Raw genomic sequence first — 15,020 nt, forward strand, 5'->3', positions numbered from 1 at the left:
TTGTGCCTGCCGTTGGTCTTCTCCACGCCCGTGGAGGTGTTTCCGTCGTCCAGTCGCCGCCCCACTCGATTGGGATGTCTTCTCCACGCCCGTGGAGGTGTTTCTTCAGCGATAAGAGAGGCCACGTTTGCGGCCTCGTCTTCTCCACGCCCGTGGAGGTGTTTCTTGCTTCTTGTGCCAGTTGCGCGGCGTTGAAGAGTCTTCTCCACGCCCGTGGAGGTGTTTCTGCCTGATGGATGGCGTGCCAGAGGACGACATCGTCTTCTCCACGCCCGTGGAGGTGTTTCGTTATAAAGTGCGCATGAACAGAACAGAATCGAGTCTTCTCCACGCCCGTGGAGGTGTTTCCGAAAAAAGGGGCGCGTGGCGCGACTTTTACGCCGTCTTCTCCACGCCCGTGGAGGTGTTTCCTCAGTGGCGGCGGAAATACCCTTATTGGCATCGTCTTCTCCACGCCCGTGGAGGTGTTTCTCAGTGCGTCGGGGTGGTAGTTAGGATGGTCTGGTCTTCTCCACGCCCGTGGAGGTGTTTCCCACTCGGTCGCTACGCGGCGGGCAACGTCCTCGTCTTCTCCACGCCCGTGGAGGTGTTTCTGCAGACCAGCGCACCGCGACGCTGACTGGGATGTCTTCTCCACGCCCGTGGAGGTGTTTCCAAGTCGCAGGGCGACATTAAGCGCGACGCTGAGTCTTCTCCACGCCCGTGGAGGTGTTTCCCCCGCGCCGATAGTAGTGAGGATGCCTATCAGGTCTTCTCCACGCCCGTGGAGGTGTTTCTATCACGCAGTACGGCACCGCTGCCGAGCGCGCGTCTTCTCCACGCCCGTGGAGGTGTTTCCAGAGGGCGGTCAGGGATATCGCAAAAAGGCCAGTCTTCTCCACGCCCGTGGAGGTGTTTCGCCACCAGTACGTCGTAATCGTCGCTGGTCAGGGTCTTCTCCACGCCCGTGGAGGTGTTTCTCAAAAAGAACCAGGCGGCGCAGCGGCAAAATAGGTCTTCTCCACGCCCGTGGAGGTGTTTCGCCTGGCTGCTGCTGGCGGGCAAACCGTTGATGGTCTTCTCCACGTCCGTGGAGGTGTTTCTCCGCCGCACCCGCTCACGCCTCGAGCGCCTGGGTCTTCTCCACGTCCGTGGAGGTGTTTCTGTAGAAGAGTGCCACGTTCTCGGCACCTGGTAGTCTTCTCCACGTCCGTGGAGGTGTTTCCGAGGCGGCGAAATACCTGGCGGATATCAAGTCGTCTTCTCACGTCCGTGGAGGTGTTTCACCATGCCCACGCTGTTGTCACCACGGAGTTTGGTCTTCTCCACGTCCGTGGAGGTGTTTCCCTGTGGTTCAGGTCTCGACTCTATTCTTTCAGGTCTTCTCCACGTCCGTGGAGGTGTTTCTATGGGCCGCGGCCGAGAAAATTGGCGGCGGGAGTCTTCTCCACGTCCGTGGAGGTGTTTCCTTCATAGCCGGGTCCGATTCAAGCAACGCATTGTCTTCTCCACGTCCGTGGAGGTGTTTCTTTTACGCCGCAGATTTTGCATGAGCGGCGACAGTCTTCTCCACGTCCGTGGAGGTGTTTCCGACGGCCGCCGTTTTTTGCGTATCGACGCGAAGTCTTCTCCACGCCCGTGGAGGTGTTTCTGAGTTAATCGCCTGGGCTCAACTGTGTACGGGTCTTCTCCACGCCCGTGGAGGTGTTTCTCAAACGTATCGTGTCCGTCCCTGAGCCTGATTGTCTTCTCCACGCCCGTGGAGGTGTTTCCCTTGAGACAGGGGGCGAGTGATGGCCTTGACGGTCTTCTCCACGCCCGTGGAGGTGTTTCCGCGTGACGCCCCCGCCAGGCTCTTAGTGCGCAGTCTTCTCCACGCCCGTGGAGGTGTTTCTATCGTTGTTGTTCATCGCTTCACCTCAACGACGTCTTCTCCACGCCCGTGGAGGTGTTTCCCACGCCGACCATCGGCCAGCTTGGCTTGTCTCGTCTTCTCCACGCCCGTGGAGGTGTTTCTGCGACGTTACGAGATCTGGCAACACCACCCACGTCTTCTCCACGCCCGTGGAGGTGTTTCTATGTGGGACGTGCTGAGCCGTGACGACAATCGGTCTTCTCCACGCCCGTGGAGGTGTTTCCGATTGACGAGCACCGGGGCGGTTTTCAGGCCGGTCTTCTCCACGCCCGTGGAGGTGTTTCTAAATTTTCAGGCTGTGTGGTCTTTGCCCGTCAGTCTTCTCCACGCCCGTGGAGGTGTTTCATCCCGACGCAACGATAACAACCTTTGAGGGCGGTCTTCTCCACGCCCGTGGAGGTGTTTCCGCCGGAAAGCGCCACGCTAACAAGCTTCCAGAGTCTTCTCCACGCCCGTGGAGGTGTTTCTTAAAGAGGAGCGCGCCGCATGACCGACATAGCGTCTTCTCCACGCCCGTGGAGGTGTTTCCGACGTACTTCAGCGTATTGATAATTCCCAGGAGTCTTCTCCACGCCCGTGGAGGTGTTTCCCTTCATCACCTCATCCCCGCTAACTTTGTTTGGTCTTCTCCACGCCCGTGGAGGTGTTTCGAAGTGGATCTTAGTCTTGCAGAACTGGGCGACGTCTTCTCCACGCCCGTGGAGGTGTTTCTAAACAAACGTAAACGCCGGTTTGATGTCCTCAAGTCTTCTCCACGCCCGTGGAGGTGTTTCCGGGTAATCAATCTCTTCGGGCGGTGCCGGGAGGTCTTCTCCACGCCCGTGGAGGTGTTTCTAACGCTCGCGACGGAGACTCTGATGAATTGCGGTCTTCTCCACGCCCGTGGAGGTGTTTCCAAAGAGGGCAAGCAATGAAGCGCATCACCCAGGTCTTCTCCACGCCCGTGGAGGTGTTTCCTGGCGGCGCGGCGTTGCAGCTCGCCCGCGTCAGTCTTCTCCACGCCCGTGGAGGTGTTTCCCCGCGCACCCGTCACCGCTTGAGCCCGGCGTAGTCTTCTCCACGCCCGTGGAGGTGTTTCTGTCGGGCAATTGCGCTTTAGCGGCCAAACGGCGTCTTCTCCACGCCCGTGGAGGTGTTTCTTCCCGAGCAGAATACCGCGAAAAACCAACAGGGTCTTCTCCACGCCCGTGGAGGTGTTTCTCACAGCAGCAGACGTTAAGGCCTTCCTCGCTGGTCTTCTCCACGTCCGTGGAGGTGTTTCCAACTCGCAGACCGGGTTAAAAAATCTGGGGTGGTCTTCTCCACGTCCGTGGAGGTGTTTCTGACCTGGCAATGGTAGACGCGACTATCTGCGAGTCTTCTCCACGTCCGTGGAGGTGTTTCCGCCTTCAATCGAGCATGACTAATCTGGCAGACGTCTTCTCCACGTCCGTGGAGGTGTTTCTCTGAGCGCATCCAGTGAGGCATCCCTTTTTCAGTCTTCTCCACGTCCGTGGAGGTGTTTCCCGAGATAGACCTCTTTGAGACGGGGGGCGTCGGTCTTCTCCACGTCCGTGGAGGTGTTTCCTTCCATCGGCGAAACATTCAACACGTCCATTAGTCTTCTCCACGTCCGTGGAGGTGTTTCCCATGGACATAAACGGCGTTTCGCTGCCACTGGGTCTTCTCCACGTCCGTGGAGGTGTTTCCAGGCGAGAGATGAAGGCTTTAGAGGCCAGCAGGTCTTCTCCACGCCCGTGGAAGTGTTTCCGTCCAACTCGCGGATTAAAAATATGCGGTTTGCATGGGGTTGTTTTCGCAAAACCTGATTTGCACACCTGACCAACAAAAAGGGCCGGATATTCCCGGCCCTTTCGGTAAGTGTGGTTCAGCCTTTCGGCGTCTCCTGCTTTTTTTGGCGCTGGCGGCGCTTTATCTCGCCCCGCATAGAAGTAACGATAAATTGCGCATCGCTTTCGCCTTCTTCTTTTACTAACTCGACCTCTTCAAGGACATCGAGAGGGATTCTCGCTGTTTTTTGTCGAGATTTGTTATTAGTCGTACCCGTTGCCATAACTGAGACTCCTTGCATTAGGTGGGTGTCATTATGCACAGGAAAAAGGGAATGTGAAATCTTGAGGTGGGAGTCACCTTGCGATAGACTCACCTTTGTTGGTGACTTGCACCTAAGCAGGAAACCTAATAGCGAAGCCCGGCAGTGTTGACGCACTAACCGGGCCTCTCACCACAACTTGTTAATCGGAGTAACAGCTATGGCTAACGTCAATAGTACCACACCCGCACGCCCTGAATTTATCCATCCCGCCTTTCAGGATATTTTCCCGCCCGAACTGGGCGACATTACGATCGAAGTTCTGCTCACCCGACCCTTGCATCAGGGGATGGACTTCCTGGCGCTGGCGCCGGTGTGTTCTGAACTGGCGGCGGAACTGCTCGAGACGCGCAACACCACCGCTCGCCTGGCGCTGGCCGGGCGGCTGGCGCTGGCGCTCCGTCTGCTGCGCGATAACCTGGAAGAGGACCTCACCGGGGCGCAGCGGCAAGCGCTGACCTCTACTGAACCTCCGAAAGAGCAGGCCTGCGACTTTTCACCTGACGCGGATAGCCTGGCGGATTACTGCCACACATTAACGCAGATCCTGCTAAGCAGAACCCTTGCGCCGCAGCAGGAGAAAATTATGGCGGGTCTGTTGTTTGAACTGGTGAACTACCAGACTGACACGCTGACCGCGCCGCAGTTCTGGCACGCGGAAGGGCAGGCAAACTGAAGCGGTTTATAAAAAGCAGACAGCCCGCCAGAGGCGGGCTTAATCGTTCAGATGCGCCGACCACGCTTCGGCGCGCTTTATGGCCGCGTTATTGAAAATGGGCTGTTCATAGTTATCGGTAATATCCCGCACCCGATAAATCTTCCAGACGTTATCCTCAAGGCGCAGATAAACACGCAGCTGCATGCGCTGGTTATTTTCAATGCCGAGCCAGACATCCATTACTTTGCCGCCCATAAAATCGGTCGCCGCGCCGGTTTTCAGGCGGGATATCCACTCAGGTGCATAGTCCTGCGTATACGAGAAGTAATCGGCGCTGAGAATTTCCTGCTCGTGAAGCGCGCTTATTTTATCCAGCCGTGACAGCGTTTCGGCTGAGACATAGTTCCTGTAAAACGACTCTTCGCTGCGGGGCTTATCATTATCCGACGCAGAAATATGCGAAAGATGTTGCTGATAAAAAGCAGCAACCCGGCTCTGTACGTCGTTTTTGCCTGAACTACACGCCGCCAGCATAAAAGCCAGCGCCAGCATCATTATTCTCATCATGGCATCCTGTAAATTACATGAGACGGTTTTGCCTGCCGGTAACCGGGGCCGCCCCACATGTCGCGCTGGCGGAAATCGGAGTACCACGTTGAGCCGTCGAACAGGGCGATATGCCCTGCGGGGTTGCCGCCAGGCCTGGGCTGTATCACCACGATATCACCCGTCTGCGGCGTCTCGCCAGGCTTAAGGGGACGAAAGCCCGCGTGAATAAGCACTGGCCCATAATCTTTAGCAAAGTGGGTTATCGGCAATTCAATGCCGCCTGCCCGAATCGCCAGCCGCACATAGGTTGCACAAATGCCGTGAGACGACGCCCTGGCATTGTGACGGGCATAAGCTGCCGCAGCAAATTTATTCCAGCCCATTTCTCATTCCTTTTTAATAAATGAGGGCGTGTTGAAGAGAGTGAATAATAATTGTGGGATGAAGCGGTCTGGTTAGGCTAAAAATGTCATTAATAATATGTATTACGAGGCTTGAACATATTCGTTTTTAAAATTGTAGGTTGCTGTACCGGTAAGGCGTTATGACGAGCGGTATTATTGCAATGTCGTGTAACGGGTTAGCTTTATAGGGGTTCTGAAAGTTGTGGTGGGTAGTGGCTTTTTAATTAATATATGGTATTAATTTTCATTCATATGTTAGGGTGGATTATTATTGTTTTATCAAGAATGCGATTCTGCATTTTGCAAGGTCAGCAATGATGGATACTGTTGAAGAACTTAATGGGACCTATTTTTACAAGGGAATAATAAATGTTTCTGCGGGAGAACTTTTCTTTTGGATTTTACTGGAAGAAATTGATGGTTACTTTGGTGGATGTTCTAACTTTACTACTCTTGCACTTATTTTGCTTGGACAGCCACTAATAAAGACCAGAGGTAAATTTAGGGGGGCAACGCCGGGTACTTCGATCGCATCGGTAGCCGCGAGGCGTTGGCTTAACATTGAGCTTCCACGCCCTTTGCCTACGCTTACGAATGCGAGTATCAGAACCCTTAAGCCAATGATGGTTACAAATCTTGGTGCTTTCGTTGGCCGTACCGTACCTTTGTTAGGCTGGGCTCTTTTAGCAAAAGATGTTACGGTAATCACTTTCGGTGCTATCAATAAATACAATAAGATTGCAAGGGGAGACGATAAAATATGGTAAACAATGAAGAGGTCTTATCTTTCTTTCGTAAAGAGTTACCTGTTCTTGCAACCTTACGTCTGAAACCTATTCCCCTGGAAATGAATGATGTATTGCAAGAGTATGCTCCAGCAGATGATTTAGTAAGAGTAATTAATAAATACAGCGAGCATTTTAATGTTGATATTTCTGCTCTTAACTTTGATAACTATTATCCATGGGAGATCCCCTGGTTTTTCCGCAAGTGGTTTACAACAAAAACGGTTAATCAGGTAAGTCTGCCTCTGACGGTAAAGATGTTTGCTGACTCTGCACGCGCCGGAAAATGGTTGTTTGATTAGTCCAGCCTGCAAAACTAAGCGAACTGCCCATCCAATGACTAATGGCAGCCCTGAGCGTCTGGCGTCATTTTGCTGCCACTCAAATCTGAAAAACAAAAAAGCCACCCTTGCGAGGTGGCTTAATTATATGATTTTACAGCTAAAATTTGGTGGCCCCTGTTGGGTTTGAACCAACGACCAAGCGATTATGAGTCGCCTGCTCTAACCACTGAGCTAAGGGGCCGTGGCGCTGGATTATAAAGGAAGTGGCGGTGCCAATCCAGCCTAAGCGGTAACGGGTGCTGTTTTTCTAAGCAACCTGCTTGCCAGGCCTTATACTTTAGGAATCCGTAAGTTATCAAGGCAAGAATATGATTACCGATATTATCGCGCCAGGGCTGCGCGTGGTTTTTTGTGGAATTAACCCCGGCAAGTCGTCGGCGCACACCGGGTATCACTTCGCCCATCCGGGCAACCGCTTCTGGAAGGTTATCCATCAGGCCGGGTTTACCGAACGGCAACTCAAGCCTGAAGAAGAGCACGAGCTGCTGGATACCCGCTGTGGCATCACCATGCTGGTTGAGCGCCCCACGGTGCAGGCAAGCGAGGTGGAAAAGCAGGAGTTGCACGAAGGCGGGCGTTTGCTTGTAAAAAAGATTGAGCAGTACCAGCCGCAGGCGCTGGCGGTGCTGGGCAAGAAAGCGTTTGAGCAGGCGTTCAGCCAGCGCGGCGTGAAGTGGGGAAAGCAGAATATAACGATTGGTGAAACGCAAGTATGGGTGCTGCCGAATCCTAGCGGGTTAAACCGCGCTTCGCTGGAAAAACTGGTGGAGTCTTATCGCGAGCTGGACGAAGCGCTGGCCATGCGCGGACGGTAGGAGAGGGCGCAGGCGCTACGCTTTTTGTTCTGCTAAACCCTATCCCCTCGCCCCGACCTTCTCCCCAAAGGGAAGAGAGGGAAAAGCCTCAGGAAAGGTTGTGTTGTGACGGCAGGCGTCGCTTCGCTGCCCCCCTACGACGTGAATACCGTATGAAGCAGGCGTCGCGGGTAGCGCTTTGCTGACTGGTTCTGCAGAGGTGAGCGATAACCGCCGCGCATTCCTTAAAAAAACCGCCTGCTGAGAGGCGGTTTTTTATGTTAGTCAGCGAGGCTGGCCGTGGCCTGGTCGACCAGCATCTGGCCGAGTGACGCTTCAATCTTGTAGCACAGCGTCTGCATGCGAGACTGGTAAGCGCTCATCACGATGTCGTTGATGCGCGGGTTCAAATCCTCTTTTACTGAGAGAAACTTGCTGGTTTTCGCAGTCAGTGTCGCCATCTCGCTCGCGTAGCGGTTGTAGGTGCGCGGCCCGTAGGCCCGCAGGGCTTCAAGCTCCTTGCGGCAGGTCTCCTGCGCCATCAGGCCATTATTATCCGGCTCGGTGCGGGCAGGCGGCGCTGGCGGCTGCGGCGCGATAGCGGCAGGCTGAGCAGGCGCGGGCGTAACCAGAGAAGTGGGTTTCTGAGATTTATTTACGCAGCCTGCCAGAACGACGCATAGCGTCACAAGCATCATTTTTTTCATTCGTATGGGGTCCCTTGCTGTGTCAAAAAACACACGAAGCCGGTTCGATTGGCTCAAACAGAGGGAAGTTACATGATGAAAGATAATTCTGACAAATGAATTTTGCTTAACTAACCGGCGGGCTCACAAAAACAAAGCGGCCCGGTAAAGCGTGATTTTACAGCAGGATATCGGTCGCGCAGAAAAACGACAATAAAAAAGCCCTCGCGAGGAGGGCTTAGTCAGAAAGCGACGATTAATCGTCAAGGAAGCTGCGCAGCACTTCAGAGCGGCTCGGGTGACGCAGCTTACGCAGCGCCTTCGCTTCGATCTGACGGATACGTTCGCGGGTAACGTCGAACTGTTTACCCACTTCTTCCAGCGTATGGTCGGTGTTCATGTCGATACCGAAACGCATACGCAGCACTTTCGCTTCGCGAGCGGTCAGGCCTGCCAGCACGTCGTGCGTGGCGGCGCGCAGGCTTTCCGTGGTCGCGGAGTCCAGCGGCAGCTCGAGGGTGGTATCCTCGATAAAATCGCCCAGATGCGAATCTTCATCGTCGCCAATCGGCGTTTCCATGGAGATTGGCTCTTTGGCGATTTTCAGCACCTTGCGGATTTTATCTTCCGGCATCAGCATGCGCTCGGCCAGCTCTTCCGGCGTCGGCTCACGGCCCATCTCCTGCAGCATCTGGCGCGAAATACGGTTGAGCTTGTTGATGGTCTCAATCATATGCACCGGAATACGGATGGTACGCGCCTGGTCGGCGATAGAGCGGGTGATAGCCTGACGGATCCACCAGGTGGCGTAAGTGGAGAACTTATAGCCACGGCGATATTCAAACTTATCCACCGCTTTCATCAGGCCGATGTTGCCTTCCTGAATCAGGTCGAGGAACTGCAGACCACGGTTGGTGTATTTCTTGGCGATAGAAATCACCAGACGCAGGTTCGCTTCCACCATCTCTTTCTTCGCACGGCGGGCTTTCGCTTCGCCGATAGACATGCGACGGTTGATGTCTTTCACCTGCTCGATGGTCAGGCCGGTCTCTTCTTCAATCTGCTGCAGCTTTTGCAGGCTGCGATGCACATCTTCCGTCACTTCATGGAGCTTCTCAGACCATGGTTTGTTCATGGCGATAGCGGCGTTGAACCAGGTTTCGCTGGTCTCGTTGCCGGTGAAGAGCGTGATGAAGTTCTTCTTCGGCATTTTGCACTGCTCAACGCACAGCTTCATGATGATGCGTTCCTGGGTACGCACGCGGTCCATCATGGCGCGCATATTATTCACCAGGTAATCGAACTGCTTCGGCACCAGACGGAACTGCTTGAACACTTCAGACAGCTTCAGGATCTCTTCCTGAGCGGCGGCATTGCTGCGGCCCTTGGCTTTAATGGTGTCGCGGGTGACCTCGTACTGGGTGCGCAGCTCTACAAACTTCTCGCGCGCCAGTTCCGGGTCGATGCTGTTGTCGTCATCACTGCTGTCGTCGTCAGACTCTTCGTCTTCATCCTCGTCGTCGTCCATCTCTTCCTGAGAGAGTTCAGAGCCAACGTGGGTGGCGGTCGGCGCCATGTCTTCTTCCGCGTTCGGATCGACAAAGCCGGTGATGAGGTCGGACAGGCGCGCTTCGCCTGCTTCTACGCGATCGTACTGCTCCAGCAGATAGGTGATCGCTTCCGGGTATTCTGCAACAGAGCACTGTACCTGGTTGATACCGTCTTCGATGCGTTTAGCGATGTCGATTTCGCCTTCACGCGTCAGAAGTTCAACGGTACCCATTTCGCGCATGTACATGCGCACCGGGTCGGTGGTACGCCCGATTTCAGATTCCACGCTGGAAAGCACCTGCGCGGCGGCTTCGGCAGCATCTTCGTCCGCTGTGTTTTCCGCCAGCATCAGATCGTCGGCGTCCGGGGCCTCTTCCATTACCTGGATGCCCATGTCGTTGATCATCTGAATGATGTCTTCGATCTGGTCGGAGTCGACAATATCTTCCGGCAGATGGTCATTGACCTCAGCATAGGTCAGATAGCCTTGCTCCTTACCACGAGTGACAAGAAGCTTCAGCTGTGACTGCGGGTTTTGCTCCATAAGACGGTATCCACACTTATTTCATGAGGGTTGGTGTCGGTAGGCGTTGCCGCCAACAATAGCATTGCGGGCTAATTTCTTTTGTTGCCGCTGCCCGGCATGCGGCTTTCGGGGGTGTCCCGATATATAATCGGCAATTAAGCCGCGGAAATTTATTTTTTAGCGCGTGCTTCAGTTATCACGCGAACTTCTTCACGCTCCGCCGGCGTTAACCCATGGGTACGCGAGCGGGCGATCAATTCCGTTAATCGCAACTCCAGCGCTGAATCGAAAAGATGGTCCAGCGAGTCCGTGAACGTTTTTTCTGCAATGTCCTTATCTGCTATATCGTCCCATGTTGCGAGTTTTTCAAGGGTAGCGGCCTCTTTTGTGCCGCGATAATGCTCAAGCAACTGTCCGGTGGTCAGACCAGGCTGAGAAAGACACGTCTTTACCAGCTCGGCGAAAAGCGCGAGGCCGGGTAATTTGCTCTCATCAAGCCCGGCGAGCGACGGCACCAGCGGCGCCAGCTCGGGGTTCTGCACCAGTAACCCTATCAGTATACGCATGGTTGTGCGTTTTAGCGTTGGCGCCGGGCGCGATTGGGCATTATCCGATTGTTTGGGCATCAGCCGCTCAAGCTGGCTGTCATCCAGAATGCCGAGCTTGTTGCCAAGCTCCTGGCGCAGATAAATACGCAACGTTTCGCCTGGCACCTGGCTGATTAACGGCAGCGCCAGCGTGCTGAGCTGCGCGCGGCCGTCCGGCGAGCTTAAGTCCACCTGCGGCAGCAGGCTGTTGAACAGGAAAGTGGAAAGCGGCTGCGCCTGTTCCATTCGTTGTTCAAACGCCGCTTTGCCCTCTTTGCGCACCAGCGTATCCGGGTCTTCGCCCTCGGGCAGAAACATAAAGCGTAGCTGACGGCCGTCGGTCATGTACGGCAGGGCGGTTTCCAGCGCGCGCCAGGCTGCGCTGCGGCCCGCGCGGTCGCCGTCGTAACAGCAGATGACGGTATTGGTCACCCGGAAGAGCATCTGGATATGCTCCGCGGTCGTCGACGTGCCGAGCGAGGCTACCGCATAGTTAATGCCATACTGGCCCAGCGCGACAACGTCCATATACCCTTCCACCACCAGCAGGCGGGGCGGGTTCTGATTGCTTTGCTGTGCTTCATAAAGGCCATACAGCTGGCGGCCTTTGTGGAAAATCTCGGTTTCCGGAGAGTTCAGATACTTCGGTAGGGCATCGCCCATTACGCGGCCGCCAAAGCCAATCACGCGGCCTCGTTTGTCGCGAATGGGGAACATCACCCGCTCGCGGAAACGGTCGTAGCTGCGGCCCTGGTCGTTGGTCACCAGCATGCCCGCATCGATTAACGATTTGCGGTTTTCGCTGTTGCCGCCGAAGCGCTTAAGCACGTTATCCCAGCCCGGCGGCGCGTAGCCGATAGCGAAATGGCGGATCACCTCTTCGCTCAACCCGCGCTTTTGCAGATACTGCCTTGCCGGTTCGGCGCCCGGTTGCGCCAGCGCTTGCTGATAAAACGCGTTCAGGCCGTCGAGCAGCTCGTACAGCGTCTGGCGCTGATGGCGTTCAATCTGGCTTGGGCCGTTGCCTGCTTCATAAGGCACTTCGAGGTTGTGCATGGCCGCCAGTTCTTCGACGGTTTCCACGAACTCGAGCTTGTCGTAGTTCATCAGAAAGTCGATGGCGTTGCCGTGCGCGCCGCAGCCGAAGCAGTGATAAAACTGTTTTTCACCGTTTACGGTGAAAGAGGGGGTTTTCTCGTTATGGAAAGGACAGCACGCATGGTAATTCTTGCCCTGTTTTTTGAGCTTCACGCGCGCATCAATCAGGTCGACAATATCGGTGCGAGCCAACAGGTCATTGATAAAGACACGTGGGATTCGTCCAGCCATAAGCCCCGTTTTTTATCAGTCCATAAACGAAAATAAGCCGCGCATTCCTTTCGGAAGCACGGCCTCTACAACTACTACTCGGTCTGTCGCTGAGGGGAGCGCCCCCTCAGGGAATTAGTACAGACGAGTACGGCGTGCGTTTTCGCGAGCCAGTTTCTTCGCGTGACGTTTCACTGCGGAAGCTTTGGCGCGTTTACGTTCGGTAGTCGGTTTTTCATAGAACTCACGACGACGAACTTCCGCCAGAACACCTGCTTTCTCGCAGGAACGCTTGAAGCGACGCAGTGCTACGTCGAACGGCTCGTTTTCACGTACTTTAATTACCGGCATGTGCCTCTCACCTTTGATTAATTCGGTTTGCTGCTGGCATCAAAACGCCAGCTTATTTCAAAATGGTGCGGAATTTTACTGCAATTGCTGCTGCTTTGTAAAGCATCAGCAGCGGCAAAACCTGCTTTTTGTGCAGACGCTTCCAGGGGGCAAGATTATACATGAAGCGCCCGCCTGGGTTGAGCAAAGTTTTACATCGCAGGCGTACCGTCATACACTGCGCGCCATGCGAAAGAGGTAAAAAAAGCCATGCGTGTACTGGGTATTGAGACATCCTGTGATGAAACCGGCATCGCCATTTATGACGATGAGAAAGGGCTGTTAGCCAACCAATTGTATAGTCAGGTGAAACTGCACGCTGACTACGGCGGCGTGGTGCCGGAGCTCGCCTCGCGCGACCACGTGCGCAAAACCGTGCCGTTGATTCAGGCGGCGCTGAAAGAGGCGAATCTCGCCGCGCAGGAGATAGACGCGGTGGCCTATACCGCAGGCCCGGGGCTTGTCGGCGCGTTGCTGGTCGGCGCCACCGTCGGCCGCGCGCTGGCGTTCGCCTGGGATGTGCCGGCGATTCCGGTGCACCATATGGAAGGGCACCTGCTGGCCCCGATGCTGGAAGATAACCCGCCGGAATTCCCCTTTGTGGCGCTGCTGGTTTCCGGCGGCCATACCCAGTTGATTAGCGTAACCGGCATTGGCGAATATGAACTGCTCGGCGAATCTATTGATGACGCCGCAGGCGAAGCATTCGACAAAACCGCCAAGCTGCTGGGGCTGGATTACCCTGGCGGCCCGATGCTGTCAAAACTGGCGGCGCAGGGCGTGGCGGGGCGTTTTACCTTCCCGCGTCCGATGACCGACCGCCCGGGGCTTGATTTTAGTTTCTCCGGCCTGAAAACCTTTGCCGCCAATACCATTCGCGATAACGGCAATGACGACCAGACCCGTGCTGATATCTCCCGCGCTTTCGAAGACGCCGTGGTAGACACGCTGATGATCAAATGCCGTCGCGCGCTCGATCAAACCGGCTTTAAACGTCTGGTGATGGCAGGCGGCGTGAGCGCTAATCGCACGCTGCGCGCACGCCTCGCGGAGATGATGGAGAAGCGTAAAGGCGAAGTCTTCTATGCGCGTCCTGAATTCTGCACCGACAACGGCGCGATGATAGCCTACGCCGGTATGGTGCGTCTGAAGGCGGGCGGGGCGGCGGGTCTGGGCGTGACCGTGCGCCCGCGCTGGCCACTGGCTGAGCTGCCGCCAGCGCAGTAAACCGCTGCGAGCCAATAAAAAAGGAGTGAATCATCACTCCTTTTTTTGTGCCTTCAGCGCGCGCTTTTTGCGAAGCTTTTCCCAGATGCGGGTTTCCTGACCGCGCCAGAGACGCTGGATATTATCGTGATGGCGCAGAAGAATCAGGCAGGAGAGCATGGAAACCGGGAAGGTGAACTGCGGCTTGAACCACCAGACGTAAAAAGGCGCCACCAGCGCGCTAATTATCGCGCCGAGCGACGAATAGCCGCTTAAAAGCACTGTCAGCAGCCAGGTGCCCGCCATCACGCCGGTTAAGTCCCAGCCAATCGGCGCAATAGCGCCAAAGGCGGTGGCGACCCCTTTGCCGCCGCGAAAATGAAAGAAAACCGGCCAGATGTGGCCAAGGCAGGCGGCAATGGCGATAAGCCCGAGCCAGAACGGCGTTACGCCCAGCGCATAAGCGCCCCAGACTGGCAGCATCCCTTTCAGGACGTCGAAAATCAGTACCGCTGCGGCTGCTCCCTTACCACCAATTCGCAAAACGTTGGTCGCTCCGGGATTGCCGGATCCACTGTCGCGAGGGTCCGGCAGACCCGCGATGCGGCAGACCAGAATGGCGCTGGAAATTGAGCCGCAAAGATACGCGAGGAGGATCATTCCAGGCGCGATTGCACTCATGACGCTGTTCCGTTGTGAAAATGTCGTTTTATTTGCTGCATCTGTGGATAATACGCATATTTCGCCGGAAGTGGTATCCGGCTGACCTAAAAACAGGCAGGGCGTGATGGATATTGTATTTATAGAGCAGCTTTCGGTAATTACCACTATTGGCGTGTATGACTGGGAACAGACTATTCAACAAAAGCTGGTGTTCGATATCGAAATCGCCTGGGATAACCGGGCGGCGGCGGGCAGCGACGATGTTAACGACTGCCTGAGCTATGCCGACGTGACGGAAGCCGTTTTAAATCACGTGGAAAATGGCCGCTTCGCGCTGGTCGAGCGCGTGGCTGAAGAGGTGGCGCAGCTCATCCTTACGCGCTTCGGCGCGCCCTGGGTACGTCTTAAAGTCAGCAAGCCCGGCGCGGTGGCGCAGGCGGTTAACGTCGGCGTAATTATTGAGCGTGGCAATAATCCGAAATAAATCATTTAGTTTAATAATGATTAAACCAAACGCGGGCATACCGGTCTTACAGCAGGACCTTTCGCGGTTGTCGTGATACGCCAGCCGTTTTTTTATGTC

At 55.3% G+C, this 15,020-nt stretch carries 15 protein-coding genes, 1 tRNA gene and 1 CRISPR repeat array (1 of these 17 cut by a window edge); of the genes, 6 read left to right on the forward strand and 10 right to left on the reverse strand.

The genetic code is table 11. The features are described from left to right. Window positions 1-3,643: a CRISPR direct-repeat array (repeat unit 28 nt; unit sequence GTCTTCTCCACGCCCGTGGAGGTGTTTC) (it extends 839 nt beyond the left edge of the window). 118 nt (window positions 3,644-3,761) lie between these two features. Continuing rightward, window positions 3,762-3,947, reverse strand: a complete 186-nt coding sequence (locus MT962_RS11065; protein WP_247365599.1) for a YlcI/YnfO family protein — start codon at window positions 3,945-3,947, stop codon at window positions 3,762-3,764. A gap of 199 nt (window positions 3,948-4,146) precedes the next feature. Here MT962_RS11065 and MT962_RS11070 point away from each other — a divergent pair, with 199 nt between their 5' ends. After that, window positions 4,147-4,662, forward strand: a complete 516-nt coding sequence (locus MT962_RS11070; RefSeq protein ID WP_152526317.1) for a hypothetical protein — start codon at window positions 4,147-4,149, stop codon at window positions 4,660-4,662. Between the two features lie 39 nt (window positions 4,663-4,701). Here the strand turns inward: MT962_RS11070 and MT962_RS11075 are convergent, their stop codons facing one another. Further along, window positions 4,702-5,211, reverse strand: a complete 510-nt coding sequence (locus tag MT962_RS11075) for a YbjP/YqhG family protein (protein ID WP_073859885.1) — start codon at window positions 5,209-5,211, stop codon at window positions 4,702-4,704. Continuing rightward, window positions 5,208-5,576: a hypothetical protein gene (locus tag MT962_RS11080; RefSeq protein WP_029590473.1), complete on the reverse strand. Its 369-nt coding sequence runs from the start codon at window positions 5,574-5,576 to the stop codon at window positions 5,208-5,210. Before MT962_RS11080 ends, MT962_RS11075 begins: the two co-directional genes overlap by 4 nt. Before the next feature lie 338 nt (window positions 5,577-5,914). Here MT962_RS11080 and MT962_RS11085 point away from each other — a divergent pair, with 338 nt between their 5' ends. Next, entirely contained in the window at window positions 5,915-6,364 is a 450-nt protein-coding gene (locus MT962_RS11085) for an STM2901 family protein (protein WP_024558903.1), read from the forward strand. Then, window positions 6,358-6,684, forward strand: a complete 327-nt coding sequence (locus MT962_RS11090; RefSeq protein WP_247365601.1) for a DUF1493 family protein — start codon at window positions 6,358-6,360, stop codon at window positions 6,682-6,684. Before MT962_RS11085 ends, MT962_RS11090 begins: the two co-directional genes overlap by 7 nt. Before the next feature lie 147 nt (window positions 6,685-6,831). On the opposite strand, the gene MT962_RS11095 is transcribed toward MT962_RS11090, so the two are convergent. Then, window positions 6,832-6,907: transfer RNA gene (locus MT962_RS11095), tRNA-Ile, on the reverse strand. A 127-nt stretch (window positions 6,908-7,034) separates the two neighbouring features. Between MT962_RS11095 and mug the strand changes: the two genes are divergently transcribed. Beyond that, window positions 7,035-7,541 (forward strand): G/U mismatch-specific DNA glycosylase, encoded by a 507-nt coding sequence (gene mug / locus MT962_RS11100; protein ID WP_024558905.1) that lies wholly within the window; start codon window positions 7,035-7,037, stop codon window positions 7,539-7,541. A gap of 260 nt (window positions 7,542-7,801) precedes the next feature. On the opposite strand, the gene MT962_RS11105 is transcribed toward mug, so the two are convergent. The 5 genes from MT962_RS11105 to MT962_RS11125 all read right to left on the reverse strand — a co-directional run bounded on the left by MT962_RS11105 (window position 7,802) and on the right by MT962_RS11125 (window position 12,743). Further along, the gene (locus MT962_RS11105) at window positions 7,802-8,227 is read right to left on the reverse strand and encodes a hypothetical protein (protein ID WP_024558906.1); all 426 of its coding nucleotides are present in this window, start codon (window positions 8,225-8,227) and stop codon (window positions 7,802-7,804) included. Window positions 8,228-8,462: 235 nt separating this feature from the next. After that, window positions 8,463-10,301, reverse strand: a complete 1,839-nt coding sequence (gene rpoD / locus MT962_RS11110; RefSeq protein WP_024558907.1) for an RNA polymerase sigma factor RpoD — start codon at window positions 10,299-10,301, stop codon at window positions 8,463-8,465. A gap of 152 nt (window positions 10,302-10,453) precedes the next feature. Continuing rightward, the gene (gene dnaG, locus MT962_RS11115; RefSeq protein ID WP_247365603.1) at window positions 10,454-12,199 is read right to left on the reverse strand and encodes a DNA primase; all 1,746 of its coding nucleotides are present in this window, start codon (window positions 12,197-12,199) and stop codon (window positions 10,454-10,456) included. Window positions 12,200-12,313: 114 nt separating this feature from the next. Continuing rightward, a complete protein-coding gene (rpsU, locus tag MT962_RS11120; RefSeq protein ID WP_001144069.1) occupies window positions 12,314-12,529 on the reverse strand; it encodes a 30S ribosomal protein S21 in 216 nt (71 codons plus the stop codon). Window positions 12,530-12,581: 52 nt separating this feature from the next. Further along, on the reverse strand, window positions 12,582-12,743 hold the full coding sequence (locus MT962_RS11125; protein ID WP_154663432.1) for a hypothetical protein: 162 nt from the start codon (window positions 12,741-12,743) through the stop codon (window positions 12,582-12,584). Window positions 12,744-12,778: 35 nt separating this feature from the next. Between MT962_RS11125 and tsaD the strand changes: the two genes are divergently transcribed. Beyond that, complete coding sequence (gene tsaD, locus MT962_RS11130; RefSeq protein ID WP_028019989.1) at window positions 12,779-13,795, forward strand: tRNA (adenosine(37)-N6)-threonylcarbamoyltransferase complex transferase subunit TsaD; 1,017 nt, start codon at window positions 12,779-12,781, stop codon at window positions 13,793-13,795. A gap of 33 nt (window positions 13,796-13,828) precedes the next feature. Here the strand turns inward: tsaD and plsY are convergent, their stop codons facing one another. Then, window positions 13,829-14,455 (reverse strand): glycerol-3-phosphate 1-O-acyltransferase PlsY, encoded by a 627-nt coding sequence (gene plsY, locus MT962_RS11135; protein WP_024558909.1) that lies wholly within the window; start codon window positions 14,453-14,455, stop codon window positions 13,829-13,831. A 106-nt stretch (window positions 14,456-14,561) separates the two neighbouring features. On the opposite strand from plsY, the gene folB reads away from it, so the two are divergent. After that, the gene (gene folB / locus MT962_RS11140) at window positions 14,562-14,921 is read left to right on the forward strand and encodes a bifunctional dihydroneopterin aldolase/7,8-dihydroneopterin epimerase (RefSeq protein WP_029591105.1); all 360 of its coding nucleotides are present in this window, start codon (window positions 14,562-14,564) and stop codon (window positions 14,919-14,921) included. Window positions 14,922-15,020: the final 99 nt, after the last annotated feature.

Source organism: Franconibacter sp. IITDAS19, from assembly GCF_023079515.1.
GTDB lineage: Bacteria > Pseudomonadota > Gammaproteobacteria > Enterobacterales > Enterobacteriaceae > Franconibacter > Franconibacter pulveris.

Coding starts and splice junctions, on each gene's coding strand:
- mug (WP_024558905.1), top strand. CDS start 7,035: ATGATTACCGATATTATCGCGCCAGGGCTGCGCGTGGTTTTTTGTGGA.
- rpoD (WP_024558907.1), bottom strand. CDS start 10,301: ATGGAGCAAAACCCGCAGTCACAGCTGAAGCTTCTTGTCACTCGTGGT.
- MT962_RS11090 (WP_247365601.1), top strand. CDS start 6,358: ATGGTAAACAATGAAGAGGTCTTATCTTTCTTTCGTAAAGAGTTACCT.
- rpsU (WP_001144069.1), bottom strand. CDS start 12,529: ATGCCGGTAATTAAAGTACGTGAAAACGAGCCGTTCGACGTAGCACTG.
- MT962_RS11085 (WP_024558903.1), top strand. CDS start 5,915: ATGGATACTGTTGAAGAACTTAATGGGACCTATTTTTACAAGGGAATA.
- MT962_RS11065 (WP_247365599.1), bottom strand. CDS start 3,947: ATGGCAACGGGTACGACTAATAACAAATCTCGACAAAAAACAGCGAGA.
- tsaD (WP_028019989.1), top strand. CDS start 12,779: ATGCGTGTACTGGGTATTGAGACATCCTGTGATGAAACCGGCATCGCC.
- MT962_RS11070 (WP_152526317.1), top strand. CDS start 4,147: ATGGCTAACGTCAATAGTACCACACCCGCACGCCCTGAATTTATCCAT.
- MT962_RS11105 (WP_024558906.1), bottom strand. CDS start 8,227: ATGAAAAAAATGATGCTTGTGACGCTATGCGTCGTTCTGGCAGGCTGC.
- MT962_RS11125 (WP_154663432.1), bottom strand. CDS start 12,743: ATGACGGTACGCCTGCGATGTAAAACTTTGCTCAACCCAGGCGGGCGC.
- MT962_RS11080 (WP_029590473.1), bottom strand. CDS start 5,576: ATGGGCTGGAATAAATTTGCTGCGGCAGCTTATGCCCGTCACAATGCC.
- dnaG (WP_247365603.1), bottom strand. CDS start 12,199: ATGGCTGGACGAATCCCACGTGTCTTTATCAATGACCTGTTGGCTCGC.
- plsY (WP_024558909.1), bottom strand. CDS start 14,455: ATGAGTGCAATCGCGCCTGGAATGATCCTCCTCGCGTATCTTTGCGGC.
- MT962_RS11075 (WP_073859885.1), bottom strand. CDS start 5,211: ATGATGAGAATAATGATGCTGGCGCTGGCTTTTATGCTGGCGGCGTGT.
- folB (WP_029591105.1), top strand. CDS start 14,562: ATGGATATTGTATTTATAGAGCAGCTTTCGGTAATTACCACTATTGGC.